Origin of the sequence: Noviherbaspirillum pedocola (genome assembly GCF_016632335.1) — a bacterium.
In the GTDB taxonomy this organism is placed as follows: Bacteria; Pseudomonadota; Gammaproteobacteria; order Burkholderiales; family Burkholderiaceae_D; genus Noviherbaspirillum_A; species Noviherbaspirillum_A pedocola.
This window is the reverse complement of record NZ_JAEPBG010000005.1, coordinates 291,078-307,876: the sequence shown is the minus strand read 5'-3', so window position 1 is coordinate 307,876 and position 16,799 is coordinate 291,078. Positions and strand designations below refer to the sequence as shown.

The window sequence follows — 16,799 nt, the reverse complement described above, 5'->3', positions numbered from 1 at the left end:
TCGGCAAAGTAGGGATTCGCCTGATGCCGCAAGGGTGCTCGCCTGTTTATAAAGGGCGGCGGAGCCACGAATGAACCCATGCCGCAAGATCCTTTTCTACACCATGCTTGCCGTGTCGGCTGCGGGAGACGCGCGCGCGCAGATCTACGGCGGCGTCGGCGCGGGCGGCTCGGTCGTTCTATCCAACTTCAGGAGCGATGCGAGCAGCGCGGTCATCGTGGCCGCGCCCGGGCCGGCGGCCGCGCCGCGTCCAGCCCGCGCTCGCAGCGAAGATAAACCAACGCGGCAGATGCGCCGCATCGTCGATGAAATCGCGCAGCAGTTGCATGTCGATGCGCGGCTGCTGCACGCGGTGATCCGGGTCGAATCGAATTACAACGCGGGCGCGGTCTCATCCAAGGGCGCCAGCGGGCTGATGCAGCTCATGCCCGCGACCGCGCAACGCTTCGGCGTGAAGAACCTGTTCGATCCGCGCGATAACGTCGAGGGCGGCGCCCGCTATCTCAAGTGGCTGCTAGGTCAGTTCGGCAACGACCTGGAGCTTGCGCTCGCCGCCTACAACGCCGGCGAGCAGAACGTCGTGCGCGCGGGCTATCGCATCCCGGATTTCCCCGAGACCCGCAGCTACGTCCCGAAAGTGCTCGGCATCTACGAGGCCGGCGACACCGATTGATTCCTGCCATTCGCTTCTTTCACCTGGCTAACACCAGTAGGGAAGTTCCTACCCTGAAACGGGGGGCTTCATGCAGTGCGCTGCTTTGTCAATTAGCAAATACTTTTTGACAACAAGCCGGGAAGGTAAACCCGGAGGGAGAGCGCGCGTCTACGGCGGCGCGTATGGACTCGTGCACGCAACCCTCCGCCTGACCGGTCTGACCATTCATCAACCGCGCCGCAAGCAGCATGGAGGGAAAAATGCGTATCAGTCGCGTATTGAAGTTCGGCTTACCAGCGGCTTTGCTGGCGCTTGTCGCGCTGCCTGCGGCGGCGCAATCGTTCTCGGTGCAATGCCCGACCAGCACGCCGCTGCATCCGGCCAAGGGCGGCGCCGCAGGTGCAATCAAGTGCCAACACATCTCCGGCGGAGACGGTTTTGCCACGATGGGCGACGGCACCCAGACCTACCTGTTCGCCTTCGGCCCGCTGTCTGGCCTGGATCGGATCGCCAAGGGGCTGCCGGGCACGCAGGATGCGGTCTCGTTCAACCGCGAATACGACGCAGCCAAGGCGCCGAATGCAGCGATCAAGGATCCCCAGCTGATCATGGGCACCGGCGTACTGAACGGCAATTTCCCGGCGCCGCTGATGGCCATCGACGAGGACGATGAATTCTTCCTGACGCTCTCTAACGTCGGCATGATCATGCGTCCGGACCTGTTCGAGCAGCACACGGTCCACTTCCACGGTTATCCGAACGCCTCTTCGTACTTCGACGGCGTGCCCGATGCGTCGGTGGCGATCAACATCGCCGGCAGCTTCACTTACTACTACAACGCGCCCGACGCCGGCACCTATTTCTGGCACTGCCACATCACCCCGCCCGAGCATCTGCAAATGGGTATGGTCGGACAGCTGTACGTGCGTCCGCGGCAAAACCGTGTGCCGGTGGGGCAGAGCCTGTACCAGGCGCTGATGAAGGCGAACCAGGCGGTTTCCTTGAGCACTGCTGCAGCAAGCCAGGCCGGCGCCTGCGGCGACCTCCTGTGCACCGGGCAGACGCCGCTGCCGGCGGCCGATACCTCGGCCAAGCAGCCCGCAGCCGGCATCACCTATGCCTACAACGACGGCGACGGCAGCACCCGCTACGACGTCGAATACCCGATCCAGATGATGGGTTTCGATCCCGATTTCCATTTCGTCGGCATGACCTTCAATGCCGAAAGCTTCGCTGGGCTCAAGGACAAGTACTTCATGCTCAACGGCCGCAGCTATCCGGATACCGTCGCTGCCGGGCCGATGGAAACCCAGTCGTCGGACGGCAAATCGCGCCAGTCGCAGCCGATGCCCGCGACGATCACGATCAACAAGACCGCCGGCCAGACGCGCGCGCTGCTGCGCATCAGCGACCTGAGCGTGTCCGAGCACACCACGCTGGCCACCATCGGCGTGCCGATGACCGTGATCGCGCAGAACGCCCGGTTGCTGCGCGATATGGCCGGCAACAACCTGTACTACAACACCAACTCGGTCACGCTGGGCGGCGGCGAATCAATGGATGTACTCCTCGACGTGAGCAACATCCCGGCCGGCACCTATTTCCTGTACAGCACCAACCTCGATCACCTGTCGAATGACGCCGAAAACTTCGGCGGCATGATGACTGAGATCCGCGTCTTGTGAGGACATCAATGATTCCAGCAAGGATATCCGCTGCCGTATGCCGGGCCCTGTTTGCCGCGGCACTCGCGGCCCTGCCGGCGACGGCGCCGCATGCGGCGGTGCCGGGCATCGCCGGCCCTACGTTCAACCTGGTCGCCAGCGAAGGCCGCAGCAGCCAGCCCGACGGCAATTCGATCTACTCGTGGGGCTACGGCTGTGACGGCGCCGCGACCACCGTGCCCTACGCCGGCGGCTGCCCGCTGATGCAGATACCCGGACCAACGATGATCGTCACCGAGGGCCAGACGGTGACGGTGAACCTGGTGAATCGGCTGCCGGCGGCGGCCGGCAATGCCTCCATGGTGTTTGCCGGGATGGACGTGAGCGCCAGCGGCGGGGCGCCCGGCATCCTGGCCCAGGAAGCCACGCATGACGCGGCCACCGGCAAGGTCACCTATACCTTCGTCGCAGGCAAGCCGGGCACTTACGCCTACTACAGCGGAACCCGACCGGACCTGCAGATCGAGATGGGCATGTACGGCGCACTGATCGTGCTGCCAGCCACGGCCCAGCCCGGATGCAAGAAGGGCAGCCTGTCGCATGCGGCCTCGGCCTACGACCATCCGGCGACGTGCTACGACCGGGAATACCTGTTCCAGTTCGCCGAAATGGATTCGCGCATCCACGAGGCCGCGGAAGCGGCGGTGCTGGCCGGCGCCGCCGGTCCCGTCTCAGTGAAAACCGAGCCGTATCAGCCTAACTATTTTCTGATCAACGGGCGCTCGATGCCGGACCTGATGGATACGTCGTACGCGCCGAACTATCCGAACCAACCGTACAACGCCAATCCGCACATGCACCCGGGCGAGCTGCTGCTGATGCGGGTGATAGGCCAGGGGCGCACCCAGCATCCGTTCCACTTCCATGGCAACCATGCACGGGTGCTGGCGCGCGACGGCAACCTGATCACAGCGATGGGCGACACTGCGAATCCGCCGCGCCTGGCCGGGCCGCTGCTGTTCACGATACCGACCGTGCCGGGGCAAAGCGTCGATGCGATCTTCACCTGGACTGGGCAGGGTCTGAACTGGGATGCCTACGGCGCCAACAACGGCCACAAGTGCAACGGCAAGGATGCGCCGTCACCCGGCTTCGACCCGGACACCCGTGAATACTGCCCGGACCACAACAAGGCGATACCGGCAACGCCGGCCGACCCCAACATCGTCGCCAATGGCCTGTGGTACGGCGGCACGCCTTACCTCGGCCTGCAGAACGCCAACAACACGCCGCTGCCGCCGGGCCAGACAAGGATCAATCCAGGCGCCGGTTATGCCTACATGTGGCATTCCCACAATGAGCGCGAGATCACGACGAATGATGTCTTCCCCGGCGGAATGATGATGATGATGATCATCGACCCGCCCGGAAACACGATTGACGAAAAGCTGTAATCGGGACAACAGGGAACAACACCATGAAAAGAACAGGCGCATGGAAGTCCAAAGGCAGGCTGCGTATCAACCTGAGCATGCTGGCTTGCGGTGCAGCGTTGACGGCGGCTTTGCCAGCGCTCGCCAAGGACGTGAGCATCAATTTGACCGCGGCACGCGGGATGAGTTTTACGCCGCCGAACGGCCAGCAGGCAGTGCCGATGTGGGGTTACTGCACCACGCCGGCCAGCGGCGGCTGCGGCAATACCTGGGCACCGGGGCCGACTATCGTCGCTGCGCCGGGAGACAACCTGAGCATCACGCTCAGCAACGGCTTGCCGACGCCGACGTCGATCGTGATCCTTGGCCAGGTCGGCGGCTCGGTTGGCCAACCGACGATGCAGCCGAGTCCGGTCCATCAGCCTAGTGGACTGACGTGGCCAGCTCCGGCGCCGGCGAGCAGTGATGCCACCTTCACGCCACCAAAGCAGCCCGACCGTGCGCGCGCCTTCACAAAGGAAGCGCAGCCAGGCGGGAGCATGACCTATACCTGGACCAACCTGAAGCCTGGCACCTACCTGTACGAGACCGGTTCGCATCCGTCGCTGCAGGCGCCGATGGGCTTGTACGGTGTGCTGGTCGTAACCCAGGATCCAGTGTTGCAAGGCACCACGCTTACGCCCGGACAGGCCTATCCCGCCCCGTATGCTGGACGAGGTGCGAACGGCAGCGTCGCGCATGACGCCAGCGCGGTGCTGCTGCTCTCGGAGATCGACCCCGCGCAGAACAGCGCGGTGGACGTGGCTGCCCAGGCCAAGGCGCGCGAGGATCTGCCGGCCAACAGCCCGGCCTGCGGCGCGAGCTCGCCCTGCTATCCATCGGCGGTGAACTACAACCCGAAGTATTTTCTTCTCAATGGCCAAGCCTATGACCGGACCGCGCCAGGCATCGTCGCGCCGCCGATCGCCCCAGCCTCGATGAGCGGCAACGTGCTCCTGCGCTTCGCCAACGCTGGCCTGCGCAGCCACACCCCCGCGGTGCTCGGCCAGAACCTATATGTCGTCGCCGAGGACGGCAACCTTGCACCTGGCAATCCGAAGGTGCAGAGCGAAGTGCTGCTTACCGCGGGCAAGACGCATGACGTGCTGGTCAAGCCTAAGCTGGCATCCGGTGGCTTTGCGCCGGGCATGCTCGCTGTCTTTGACCGCCAGCTGAGCCTGTCCAACGACAACATCGCCGACGGTGGCATGCAGGGCTACATACAGATCGCCGGCGGCGCGCTGCCGGCGGCAGCCTTGCCCAAGGCGGTCGACGACAGCTATGCGGTGCCGCCGGGCAGCTCGACCTTCGGCGCAAACGTGCTGGCCAACGATGTCGCGATCGCCAATCCTCAGATCAAGACCGCTCCAACCAAGGGTACGGTGACGCTGAATGCGGATGGCACCTTCGTCTACACGCCCAACGGGCAGGGGACGTCGGTGCAAAGCGACAGCTTTACCTATTACGGCAACGGCAAGCCGGAGCTGTCAGCCACCGTCACGCTGACCGTGGATGCCGGCAAGGTCGGCGCCGCACCGGTCGCCAACCCGGACAGCTACGCCAGCAATGCGGCTTTCAGTGCCGGACTGAAGGTCGGCGGCAGCGGGGTGCTCGGCAACGACACCGATCCCAGCGGCTACCGGCTCACCGCGCAGCTCGTGCCGAATGCGAACCAGCAGGGCGGCCTCGTGGTGAACCTGAACCCGGACGGCAGCTTCAGCGCTCAGGCCGGCGCCGCGGGCACTTATTCGTTCCAGTATGTGGCGGTGAACTCGCAGGGAACGAAAAGCGCGCCGGCCACGGTAACGCTGTCCTTCGGCCAGGCCAGTGGCGTGAAGATTGCGCTTGCCGACGCCAGTACCAAGGCGTCCGTTGGCGGCGACACGCCTGACTACCGCTGGGTCATCGAGGAAGACCGCACCTTCCACAATTCGACACAGCTCACGCCGAACGGCGCCGACGGCATACCGAATGCACTTGCGACCAACTTCCACGCCAGCCACATGCCGGTCGTGGCCACCGGCTGCACCGGACCGATCAGCTGCGGCGACAGCCAAACGGTGAAGGGCGCCGCGGTGGCGCCGCGACCGCGGACGACGCCGGACAGCGCGGCGCTGGATCCGAACAAGTACTACTACTTATCTGTGCTGCCTGCGGACGCAATGACGGTCGACTCCGGAACCCCGAACTCGGGCCATACGATGGGCGGCGTGCCGATCACGCCGGCGGACATCGCCGCAAAGGGGACGCTGCAGGTGCTGCTGCCGCCGACGCCGATGAAGCCGGCGCAGCTGTCGATCTTTGTGTTCGAAGACAATAATCCGACCAACGGCGCCATCGACACCGCCGAGATCAACGCCGGCCTGGGCGGCTTCGCGGTCACCATCAACGACACCGCCGGCCGCATCGGTGACGTTGCCGGCCAGACCGTCTACGACGTCTACAACATGCCGCTGACCAATGCGCTGTTCGAGCTCGATCCGACGAATTGCCCGCGCGGCCCAGGCGCGCAGAACGGACCGGCCGGCGCGGAGAACCGCGTCGGCGTGATCTATACCTGCCCCGAATACGATGAAGTCAAGGATCCGCAGCATCGCAACCGGCTGCCGCTCGCCGGCCACGCGCTGGTGCAGAACATCAATCCCTCGCGCTACGACGTGCTGGTGGCGCCGGGCGCGGACCGGGCGCAGAAGGGCGAGACCTGGCTGCAGGTGTCGACGCTGGAAGGCACCCGCGCCAACGACGCGTTCGCCAAGTCTGGCGAGCCGGGCTACTTCCAGGAATTCGGCCCGCCGGGCTTCCATGCCTTCGTCGGTTTCGTGAACCCGGACCGCGTCAACAAGCTGATCGATCCGAGCACCAGGGCGCGCGACGGCGGCTTGTGCTCCGCGCAGGGCAGTTGCCAGTCCTCGGTCATCGGCCGCGTCACCAACCTGCACATGTCGCGGCCCTGGCAGACCGAACTGTTCGACAGCAATTCGAACGACGTGTTGTCCGCTTCCACCTGCTACGTTGGCCTGAATTCGCAGGGCGGCACCGGCGCCAACATCGCTATTCAGGCATGCCAGCCCGACGGTAGCTTCAAGTTCACCGGCATTCCCGAAGGCGACTACGAGCTGGTGGTCTGGGACGAATGGCTGGACCAGATCATCCAGTACAACGCGGTCCATGTCGCCGGTCCACTCACCGACATGAAGAATGTGCCGGTGATGAGCTGGTTCACCAACATCGAGCAAAACGCTTTCATCGACAGCAACGGCAACGGCGTGCAGGACGACGGCGAACCCGGCATCGCGCAGATTCCGATGCGGGTACGCTACCGCGACGGCAGCATCGGCTACACCTCGCCCACCGATACCAGCGGCAGCGGCGCGATCAACGAGCTTTTCCCGCTGTTCAACTGGTACGTAGCCGAGTCCGATACCACGCGCTACAAGGCCACCAAGGTCAACATCGTCGTCGACGGCGGCGGACCGGTGGACAGCACCGGGCCATACAAGGGCATCCTGTCCAGCACCTACCCGGCCGCCCCGGGCCAGACGCCGCGCTCGACCATCGAGACCTTCGATGGCAGCGTCATCAGCATGGGCATCCAGGGTTTCATCAGCCAGACCAACATCATCAATTGGGGCAAGCGCCAGTACCTGCCCGGCGAGAACGGCGGCATCACCGGCATGGTGCTGTACGCGGCGACCCGCGGCCTGGACGATCCGCGCATGCATGCGCAGCTGAACTGGGAGCCCGGCATTCCCAGGGTGAAGGTGCGCCTGTACCGCAAGACCGTCGCGCCGGACGGCAGCGAAGGCCTGGTGTTCGTGAAGGAAACCACCAGCAGCAGCTGGGACGACAAGCTGCCCACCGACTGCCCGGGCCAGCGCCCCGACGATCCATTCCTGGCATACACGCTGGGCGTGGCCAACATCGGCAAGTGCTACGACAGCATGCACAACTTCAATCAGACGCGCCCGGCGGTCTATGACGGCCGCTACACCTTCGATGACATCCCGGCCGGCCGCTACGTCGTCGAGGTGATCGCGCCGGAGGGTTACGAAATCGTGAAGGAAGAGGACAAGAACGTGCTGCTCGGCGACGCCTTCGAAGCCCCCGTTGCGCAGCAGTTCGCCGGCGTCGGCAACATCTTCATCCTGCCTGACCAGGCCACGGTGAACGCTGCGGCGCGGCAGGAGCCGGGCATCGCCTTTCCGCCGTGTGTCGGCGAGCCGCACCTGGTGCCCGACTTCATGAGCCTCTACCCGGACAGCGGCCAGGTTGCGCCGTTCGCTGGCACGACACGGCCTCTTTGCAACCGTAAGGAAATCGTGCTGAACGACCAGATGCAGGCCACGGCCGACTTCCAGCTGTTCACGCCGACGCCGATCGCGGCGCACTACACCGGCATGATCCTCGACGACGCGGCTTCCGAGTTCAATGCCGCCGCCCCGGACTTCGGCGAGAAGTTCGCAGTGCCTTTCGTGCCGATCGCGATGCGCGACTTCAACGGCAACGAACTCGGCCGCGTCTATGCCGACCAGTGGGGCATGTACAACGGCCTGATCGCCTCGACCTGGCAGGCCAACATACCGAACCCGAGTGGCTATGCGCCGAACATGGTGACGAACTGCATGAACGACCCGGGCCCGATCAAGGACCCGGCCACCGGCAAGATGGTGACCGATCCGAACTTCAACCCGATGTACAGCAACTTCTGCTACACCAACCCGTTCATGCCGGGCAGTACGACTTACCTCGATACCCCGGTGCTGCCGGTGGCGGCCTTCGCCGCGGGCTATTACCCGGCCGACTGCTCGTATGAAGACACGACACCGGCGATTCGGCGCGTCGATGACGCGGCCGGCAATTTCGGCCCCTATCTGCCGTCCACCGGCGGCTCGCTGGTCATCACCGCGCGCGGCGACGTGGCCGTGCCGAACCCGGCCTATGCCGGCCCGGCCGAAACTGCCGCGCCGTACAACCAGAAGACCATCACCCGCCATTACGGCTTCGGCAGCGTCGCCGGCAAGGTCATGCTGGGCAATGTCGAGCTCGAGGTCACCAGCTGGGCCGACGACCGCATCGTCGCTACGGTCAAGTCCGGCACGCCGAGCGGCCAGCTGGCCATCACGGCGGCCAACGGCAAGTCCACTGTCGATGCGGTCACGGTCACGGTTGACGACTCGCAGAAGAACAACCGGCTGATCCGGGTCCAGGCCAGCGCTGGCCAGACGATACAGGCCGCGATCGACCGCGCCAATCCGGGCGACCTGATCCTGGTCGACGAGGGCAGCTACGGCGAACTGGTCATCATGTACAAGCCGGTGCGGCTGCAGGGCGTCGGCGCGGCCTCGGTGGTCATCAACGCCGCGAAGTATCCGAACCAGAAGCTCGCGGCATGGCGCACCCGCATCAACGACCTGTTCGGCATCGATGCCGCCGGCAACCAGACCCGCCCGGCTCAGGTCGATCCGCTGCCAGGCCAGGAAATCACCGGCGGCGTGGTGCTGCTCGAGCCGACGGTGATGAGCACCGAGGAAGGCGCGGGCATCACGGTGCTGGCCAAGAACTATCCGGCGAACCATTGCCGGGCACTGAATGGCGACCCGAGCGCGACCACCTGGCAGAGCAACTTCCTGTGCGGCACCTCGCGCATCGACGGCCTATCCGTGACCGGCGGTGATTCAGGCGGCGGCGTGTACGTCAACGGCTGGGCACACAACCTGGAGTTCTCCAACAACCGGGTGTACGGCAACGCCGGCACATGGACCGGCGGCGTGCGCATCGGCCAGCCGAACCTCGAGGCACTGACCGACCTGCCGGTGCCGTATGGCTTCAACCGGAACGTCAGGGTGCACAACAATGCCATCACCACCAACGGCACCGTCGAATCGCAGCTTGCGGCTTCGGGCGGCGGCGGCGGCCTGTCGCTGAACTCGGGCACCGACAATTACGCGGTCACCTCGAACTTCATCTGCGGCAACATGAGCATGGCCGACGGCGGCGGCGTGGCACACCTGGGATACAGCGGCGGCAACAACACGATCAGCAAGAACAAGATCGTGTTCAACCAGAGCCTGAACCAGGGGTCGACCAATTCCGGTGGCGGCCTCGCGGTCGAAGGCGAAGCGCCGGTGCCGACGGGCACCACGCGTGGTCCGGGCAACCTGGTCGTCGACGCCAATCTCATCCAGGGCAACCATGCGGCCTCGGGTCACGGCGGCGGTGTCTATCTGCGCGATGTGGCCAATGCCGGCGGCCGCGTGTCCGAGCGCAACAGCGTCGGCGTCACCAACAACATGATCGTCAACAACGTGGCCGGCTGGTCCGGCGGCGGCATCTCGCTGCAGAACTCGGCGGCGACGACGATCATCAACAACACGGTGGCGCGCAACGACTCGACCGCTACCGTCGGCGCGGTGTTCGGTAACAATCCGACCACCTCGACGCCGCAGCCGGCCGGCATCAGTGCCGACCGCGATTCCCGCACCGTGCTCCTGCGCAACAACATCGTGTGGGAAAACCGGGCCTTCTTCTTCAGCCCGGTGGCGAACTCGACCGGCTTCCAGCTCAATCCGGTCGTCAGCGGTTGCGGCGGCAACAGCGTCAATGCGAATTACTGGGACTTCGGCATCCTGGGCCAGCCGCAGGCCAGCCCGGCGCTGCGCCTCAATCCGACATCCAGTCTGATGACATCGGTTACCGACTATACCGACAACGGCAACGTCAGCGGCGATCCGCTGTTCGCCAGCACCTACTGCAACGCGGCGCGCTTTATCTCGCCGGCGCCCCCGATCACGCCAGCGCCGACGGTGCCGTTCAGCATGCAGGCGGCGGGTTCGCTCGATGAAGGCGGCAACTGGGTGGACGTGCGCTACGGTCCGCTTTCGCTGAACGATCCGGCAAAACCGGGCCAGCCGAACACGGTCAAGCCGCTGCTCGGCGACTACCACATCGCCGCGAACTCGGCGGCGCTAGGCAAGGGCGCAGTGCAGGGCGCACCGGCCGCCGATTACGACGGCGATGCGCGCGGTGCGCAAATCGATATCGGTGCCGACGAGTACGTAAGCGCACCGCCGCAACCGGTGCCGCTGCCCGCGCTCGCTGCGCTCGACAACTTCAACCGGCGTAATGCGACCAACCTCGGCAGCAGCTGGAGTCAGGCGAACCTGCTCGGCATCGCATCGATCCAGGTGAACGGCAATCTCGCCACGGTGCCCGCGCTGACGCTGCCCGGGTATGCATTGTGGAACGTGCCCGCCACGGGCTACGGCGCGAACCAGGGCGCGGCATTCCGTTTCGTGAATGCGCCGATCGTCGGCAGCGCGCTGGTCCTGAAGGCCAGCGGCGGCGTCACCCTCGGCGCGCCGCAGCACATGCTGCGGGTGCGCGTGGCCAGCGCGCAGGCCGCGGGAGCACAGACCAGCGTGACGCTGACCGTGGAAACGTCCGACAACTACGGCGTGAACTTCACCCCGTGGAGCACGACGAGCCCGGCCAGCTTTGCGCTGAACGATGTGCTGAGCGCGGTGGCATACGGCGATGGCACGGTGCGCATTTACAAGACCAGCGGCGCTACAGCGACTCAGATCGGCGCGGTACAGGTAGCGTGGCCCAATGCCACCAGCGGCGGGCGCATCGGCATGTACCTGTCCGCACGCCAGCAGGTGGACGACTTTGCCGGCGGTAACGTGCAATGAGGGCGGCCATGAACATCTTCGCAAGGCAGGCGCTCCTGCCGCTGTGCACCGCGCTGCTCTGGCTGCCGTCGCCGTCCTGCCGGGCCGGCGATGCGGCGGCCGGCGCCGATGCTGTTGCTCTGGCAGTCCCGGCCGCCCCGGCAGCAGCATCGCGCGAGCTCGACGCGCGCCTGGCCCAGCGCTTCAAGCGTCACTGGGGCGTGGACATCGAGGGCGTGCGCGCGGTGTCCTCGGGCTACATGCTGGCCTTTCGCTACCGGGTGCTGGACGCGGACAAGGCCAGGCTGCTCAACGACAGGACGGTACGGCCTTACCTGATCGATGAAGCCACCGGCATCCGCATGGCTGTGCCGGCGATGGAAAAGGTCGGCGAACTGCGCCAGAGCACCGAGCCGGAAGTCGGGCGCAGCTATTTCATCGTCTTCGGCAATCCGGGCAAGACGGTTGCGCCGGGCAACCGGGTCAGCGTCGTGATCGGCGGCTTTCAGGTCGACGGCATCGTCGTGAAATGAAACGACACAAGAATATTGTTTGCGAAAGGGAGGCAGGAATGACTGGAGCGAATGGCATGGATAGCGCAGTGCGCGCTGCGTTGCTGGCGGCGGGCTTGCTATGCGCATTTGCGCACAGCCCGGCACAGGCGGCGCTGCCGAGCATGAGCGCCGAGCAGATCGTGCAGAAGAGTATTGCTGCGCGCGGCGGGCTGGACGCCTGGCACAAGGTGGCGGCGCTGTCGATGACCGGCATGCTGGACGCGGGCCGGATCCGCACCGAAAAGCCCCAGGACACCGTACCCGACCCGCGCCGCAAGAAGGCGCTCAAGGTGCGCGACGCCAGGCTCGCTGCGCGCGCGCAGCCGGAGCCGGGTGAAATGGTGCAGTTGCCCTTCGTGATGGAACTGAAGCGGCCGAATCGCATGCGACTCGAACTGAAGTTCAACGGCGCGACCGCGGTCCAGACCTTCGACGGCAGCAGCGGCTGGAAGCTGCGGCCCTGGCTGGGCAAGGGCGCGGCGGAACCCCAGCCGCTGGACCGCGAGGAATTGCGCCAGGCCGCGGCGCAGCAACAGCTCGACGGCTTCCTTGTCGACTACACGGCCAAGGGCTCGCGCATCGCGCTGGACGGCGTGGAAGCGGTCGACGGTCGCGAAGCCTACAAGCTGAAGGTCACGCTGAAGTCCGGCGAGGTGCGCCATGTCTGGGTGGACGGCGCGAGCTTCCTCGAGGTGCAGGTCGACGGCCAGCGGCGCATGGATGGCAAGCCGAAGACCATGCTCACCGCGTTGCAGGATTACCGCCGGGTCGACGGCCTGATGATGCCGCACCGGCTGTCCACGCGCGTGGCCGGCGCCCGCGATGCGCAGACCATCGTCGTCTCCCGCGTCGATATCAACCCGGCGCTGCCCGATGAGCGCTTCGCGAAACCATGAACACCGGGGGCACCATGCGACGCAGAACCTTTCTCCTGGCACCGGTCGCGCTGGCGGCCGCCACTCTCTTGCCGGCCGGCGTGGCGTTGGCCCATGACCCGGAACACGGGCACGAACAAGGCCACGGGCACATCCAGGGGCATGAGCATCACCACTCTGCGCCGGACCAGTCCCGGCCCAGGCGCAGCCTTGCGCGCTATACGCTGCCCGACGTGGCGCTGGTGCGCGACGATGGCAGGCAAGTCACGCTGCCCGGCGAGCTCGACGACGGCAAGCCGGTGTTCCTTGCCTTCATCTACACCACCTGCACCACGATCTGCCCGGTGACCAGCCAGGCCCTGGCGTCGCTGCAGGAGGCGCTGGGCGCGGACAGCATCCGGGTGCACATGGCTTCGGTATCGATCGATCCCGAGCAGGACACCCCGGCGCGGCTGCGCGCCTATGCGCAGCGCTATGGTGCCGGGGAGCAATGGCGGCACTACACCGGCACGGCGCAGGCCAGCGTGGCGGTGCAGCGCGCGTTCGACGCCTATGGCGGCGACAAGATGAGCCATAACCCGGCGTTTTTCATCCGCCCGGCGCCTGGCGCGGCCTGGATCAGGCTCGACGGCTTCGCCAGCGCCCAGGACTTGCTGCGGGAATACCACGCTTTCGCGCACGGCGGATGAAGGCGCACCTGATGCGCGGCGCGGCATGCCTGGCGCTGTGCCTGGCCGCGCTCGCCGCGCGCGCCGAGCCGGACGCCGGCGAAGACCTGTACCGGCGGGGTACGCTGGGTTCTGGGGCGCCGATCAAGGCGGTGCGCGCCGGCGGGGGCGAGATCGCGGGCCGCGAAGCCGCCTGCGTGAACTGCCATCGCAAGAGCGGCCTGGGCGGCGCGGAAGGGCGCTTCGTGATTCCGCCGATCACCGCGAAATACCTGTTCCGCCCGCGCGGCATGGAGATATCCGGCGTCGACCAGCGTTACGGCACCGCATGGCAGCCCGGGGCCGAGCCATATGACGAAGCCGGTCTGGCGCGCGCGATACGCGAAGGCCGCGGCAGGGACGGCCGCGCGCTGAATGCGCTCATGCCGCGCTTTGCCATCGATGACGCCGACATGGCGGCGCTGACGTCCTACCTGCGCGGTCTTTCGGCGGCGATCTCGCCGGGCGTGAGCGCGGACACACTGCATTTCGCGACCATCGTCACGCCGGATGCCGATCCGGCTCGGCGCGCAGCCATGCTGTCGGTGCTGGAGAACTTCTTCTCCGACAAGAACGCCTTCATCCGCGGCGGCATGCGCCCGATGCACACCGCCAAGACCTTCTCCTATCGCGTCACCCGCAAATGGGCGTTGCATGTCTGGCAGCTCACCGGCGCGCCGTCGGATTGGGAAGACCAGCTCGAGCGGCACTTGGCCGAGGAGCCGGTGTTCGCCGTGGTCTCGGGCTTGGGCGGCCGCGAATGGGCGCCGGTCCACCGATTCTGCCAAAGGCAGGCCGTGCCCTGCCTCTTCCCGAACGTGGACTTGCCGGTGGTAGCCGAAGGCGATGACTACAACCTCTATTTCTCGAAGGCGGTGCTGCTGGAAGCGCAACTGCTTGCGCGCGCCGTCGCCGGTAACGGCGGCGCCGGGCGCCTTGTGCAGGTGTACCGCGACGGCGACATCGGCGCGCAGGCCGCCACCGTGCTGGAAGCGGCCGCCGGCGTCGCGCAGGCGCTGCGGCCCATCGCGGCCGGCGCCGGCGACGAGGCGCTTGCGCGGGCGCTGGCCGATGTGGGGCCGGATGACGCGGTAGCACTGTGGCTGCGTCCGGAAGACATGCGCCGTCTGCCGGCGCGCTTTCCCGGTCGCCTGGCGCTGGTGTCCGGCCTGATGGCCGGGCTCGAGCATGCGCCGCTTCCGGACGCCTGGCGCGCAAGGACGCTCATGGCCTATCCGTTCGACCTGCCGGAACAGCGCCGGGTGCGCATGGATTTCCCGCTCGGCTGGTTTTCGGTGCGCGGCATTGCAGTCACAGACGAGCGGCTGCAGTCCGACACCTGGCTCGCCTGCCGCATCCTGTCCGAAAGCCTTGGCGACATGGGCGACAACTTTTACCGGGATTACCTGGTGGAGCAGACCGAGGCCATGCTGAGCCGTCGCCTGGTGAACGCCTATTACCCGCGCCTGGGCCTGGCCCCGGGACAGCGATTCGCCTCGAAGGGAGGCTACCTGCTGCGTTTCGACGGCGCCAGGCCGGTGCCTGCCGGCGAGTGGATCGTGCCCTGAGCGTGTCGCGCCGCGCCGGCCCGCCGGGCCGGCCGCGCCCGGTCATCCGACCCGCCGGGCATCCCCGCGGTAAGCCGGCGTGACTTCTTTCTCGATCAGGCCAAGGTCCAGCGCGGCCAGCACCAGTTCGGCGGCATTGCTTAGGCCAAGCTTGCGCATCAGGCTGGCGCGGTGCTTCTCCACCGTCTTCGCCGAAATCGAGAGAAACTCGCCGGCCATGCGGTTGGTCCTGCCTTCGGCGACCAGCTTCAGGATGCTGCGTTCGCGCGATGTCAGCGCGGCGCTACCCGGCGCCTGGGCCGGCATCCGGCTGAAACCGATGTAGCTGTCGATCATCTGCATCGATATCTCCGGCGGCAGATAGCGCCTTCCGGAGGCCAGTGCATGGATCGCGACGCGCATTTCTTCGTTGGTCGTGCTCTTCAGGATGTAGCCGTCCGCGCCGGCGACCAGCGCTTCGCGCACCTGGGTCTCGGAGTGGGCGTTGGCCAGCATCAGTATGCGCACCTGACGCAGCCGCTGGCGTATCTGCACCGTCGCCTCGGTGCCGTTCATGCCCGGCATGCCGATGTCCATCAGAATCAGGTCCGGCTTGAGCGCGCATGCGGCGTGCACCGCTTCCTTTCCTTCGCAGGCTTCGCCGACGGCTTCGTAGCCCGGCATGCCTCCGACCAGGGTGCGCAGGGCGAAGCGCAGCAGGTGGTGATCATCGACGACGAGCACGCGACAGGTCATGGTTTCGCTCCGAGTGAAAAGGGGGTGGAATGGGTTGAGGGCGCCGCACCGGCCAGGGGGGCGCGCGGCGGGGAATGTTGCGCCGGCGCGGTCGCCCGCGCGCGCGGCGGCGGCCGGAAGACGAATTGCCATTCGGCGTAGCTGTCCTTGTCGTCGAAGCCCGGCGCATCGAAGCCGGTGCGCTTGAACGGCCGGCCACTGGATGCGCTGGCCACGCCGATGATGTCGAGGCCGGACTGCACCGACGTGAACTCGCCGCCGTTGATCGGGTCGCGGTACAGCCGGCGCAGATGGTGCTGCGGCACCAGGCCCCGACGGTCTTCCAGGAGATCTTCCAGGCGCGTCGGAAACGCCTTGGCCGCGCCGGGAGTGGCCCAGTAATAGCGCTCGATCGCCTTGCGGTACTGCTCGCCCACCCACAGCAGCTCGCGCTCCGCTTCGCGCTGGCGCAGCAGCGACCAGGACTGCGCCTCGCGCAGAAGCCCGATGCCGAGCAGCGCGAGCCCCAGCAGCAGCGCCAGCAGCGCCAGGCCGCGCTCATTGCGGCTTCGGCTCTTCATGCGCGCTTGCGACGTCATACACCATGCCTTTCTGCGTATCTTCGGGCGGACGCACCGTCCAGTCGGGTTTGCCCGTCAGCGGGTCGACCGGGATGCTGCGCAGGTAGTGCTGCTTCACCAGGTCATCCAGGGTGTCGGGATAGCGACCGCGGTCGCCGAAGTACTTGTCGATCGCATCGCGCAGCGTCGCCAGGTTCTGCTGCTGCACCTGCGCCTTCGCCTGGTCCAGCGTATGGAAATAGCGCGGCACCGCGATCGATAGCAGCAGCCCGATCAGCGCCACCACCATCACCATCTCGATCAGCGTAAAACCGCCACGTGGTTTCGCAGGATGCATCG

11 protein-coding genes are annotated in these 16,799 nt (G+C 66.3%); 8 read left to right on the top strand and 3 right to left on the bottom strand.

The annotated features are described in order from the left end of the window. The first annotated feature begins 70 nt into the window (after window positions 1–70). The 8 genes from JJB74_RS14535 (at window position 71) to JJB74_RS14500 (ending at window position 15,165) form a co-directional block, all read left to right on the top strand. A complete protein-coding gene (locus JJB74_RS14535; protein WP_234484182.1) occupies window positions 71–673 on the top strand; it encodes a lytic transglycosylase domain-containing protein in 603 nt (200 codons plus the stop codon). A 242-nt stretch (window positions 674–915) separates the two neighbouring features. After that, the gene (locus JJB74_RS14530) at window positions 916–2,340 is read left to right on the top strand and encodes a multicopper oxidase domain-containing protein (protein WP_200592633.1); all 1,425 of its coding nucleotides are present in this window, start codon (window positions 916–918) and stop codon (window positions 2,338–2,340) included. Between the two features lie 8 nt (window positions 2,341–2,348). Then, window positions 2,349–3,773 carry a multicopper oxidase domain-containing protein gene (locus JJB74_RS14525; protein ID WP_200592631.1) on the top strand — a complete coding sequence of 475 codons (1,425 nt, stop codon included), beginning with the start codon at window positions 2,349–2,351 and terminating at the stop codon, window positions 3,771–3,773. A gap of 23 nt (window positions 3,774–3,796) precedes the next feature. Then, a complete protein-coding gene (locus JJB74_RS14520; protein ID WP_200592629.1) occupies window positions 3,797–11,482 on the top strand; it encodes an Ig-like domain-containing protein in 7,686 nt (2,561 codons plus the stop codon). A gap of 8 nt (window positions 11,483–11,490) precedes the next feature. Beyond that, window positions 11,491–11,994 carry a hypothetical protein gene (locus tag JJB74_RS14515; protein WP_200592628.1) on the top strand — a complete coding sequence of 168 codons (504 nt, stop codon included), beginning with the start codon at window positions 11,491–11,493 and terminating at the stop codon, window positions 11,992–11,994. 38 nt (window positions 11,995–12,032) lie between these two features. Then, complete coding sequence (locus JJB74_RS14510; RefSeq protein ID WP_200592627.1) at window positions 12,033–12,911, top strand: LolA-like protein; 879 nt, start codon at window positions 12,033–12,035, stop codon at window positions 12,909–12,911. A 14-nt stretch (window positions 12,912–12,925) separates the two neighbouring features. Next, window positions 12,926–13,579, top strand: coding sequence for an SCO family protein (locus tag JJB74_RS14505; RefSeq protein ID WP_200592626.1), 654 nt, complete (start codon window positions 12,926–12,928; stop codon window positions 13,577–13,579). Beyond that, window positions 13,576–15,165 carry a c-type cytochrome gene (locus JJB74_RS14500; protein WP_234484181.1) on the top strand — a complete coding sequence of 530 codons (1,590 nt, stop codon included), beginning with the start codon at window positions 13,576–13,578 and terminating at the stop codon, window positions 15,163–15,165. Before JJB74_RS14505 ends, JJB74_RS14500 begins: the two co-directional genes overlap by 4 nt. A gap of 42 nt (window positions 15,166–15,207) precedes the next feature. Here the strand turns inward: JJB74_RS14500 and JJB74_RS14495 are convergent, their stop codons facing one another. From JJB74_RS14495 to JJB74_RS14485, 3 genes are read right to left on the bottom strand one after another with little or no spacing between them, the layout of a single operon-like run. Beyond that, on the bottom strand, window positions 15,208–15,900 hold the full coding sequence (locus JJB74_RS14495) for a response regulator (protein ID WP_200592625.1): 693 nt from the start codon (window positions 15,898–15,900) through the stop codon (window positions 15,208–15,210). Further along, entirely contained in the window at window positions 15,897–16,460 is a 564-nt protein-coding gene (locus tag JJB74_RS14490) for a type II secretion system protein (protein ID WP_200592624.1), read from the bottom strand. The genes JJB74_RS14495 and JJB74_RS14490 overlap by 4 nt, the downstream gene beginning before the upstream one ends. Then, window positions 16,438–16,797, bottom strand: a complete 360-nt coding sequence (locus JJB74_RS14485; protein ID WP_200592623.1) for a type II secretion system protein — start codon at window positions 16,795–16,797, stop codon at window positions 16,438–16,440. Before JJB74_RS14485 ends, JJB74_RS14490 begins: the two co-directional genes overlap by 23 nt. Between the last annotated feature and the right edge of the window lie 2 nt (window positions 16,798–16,799).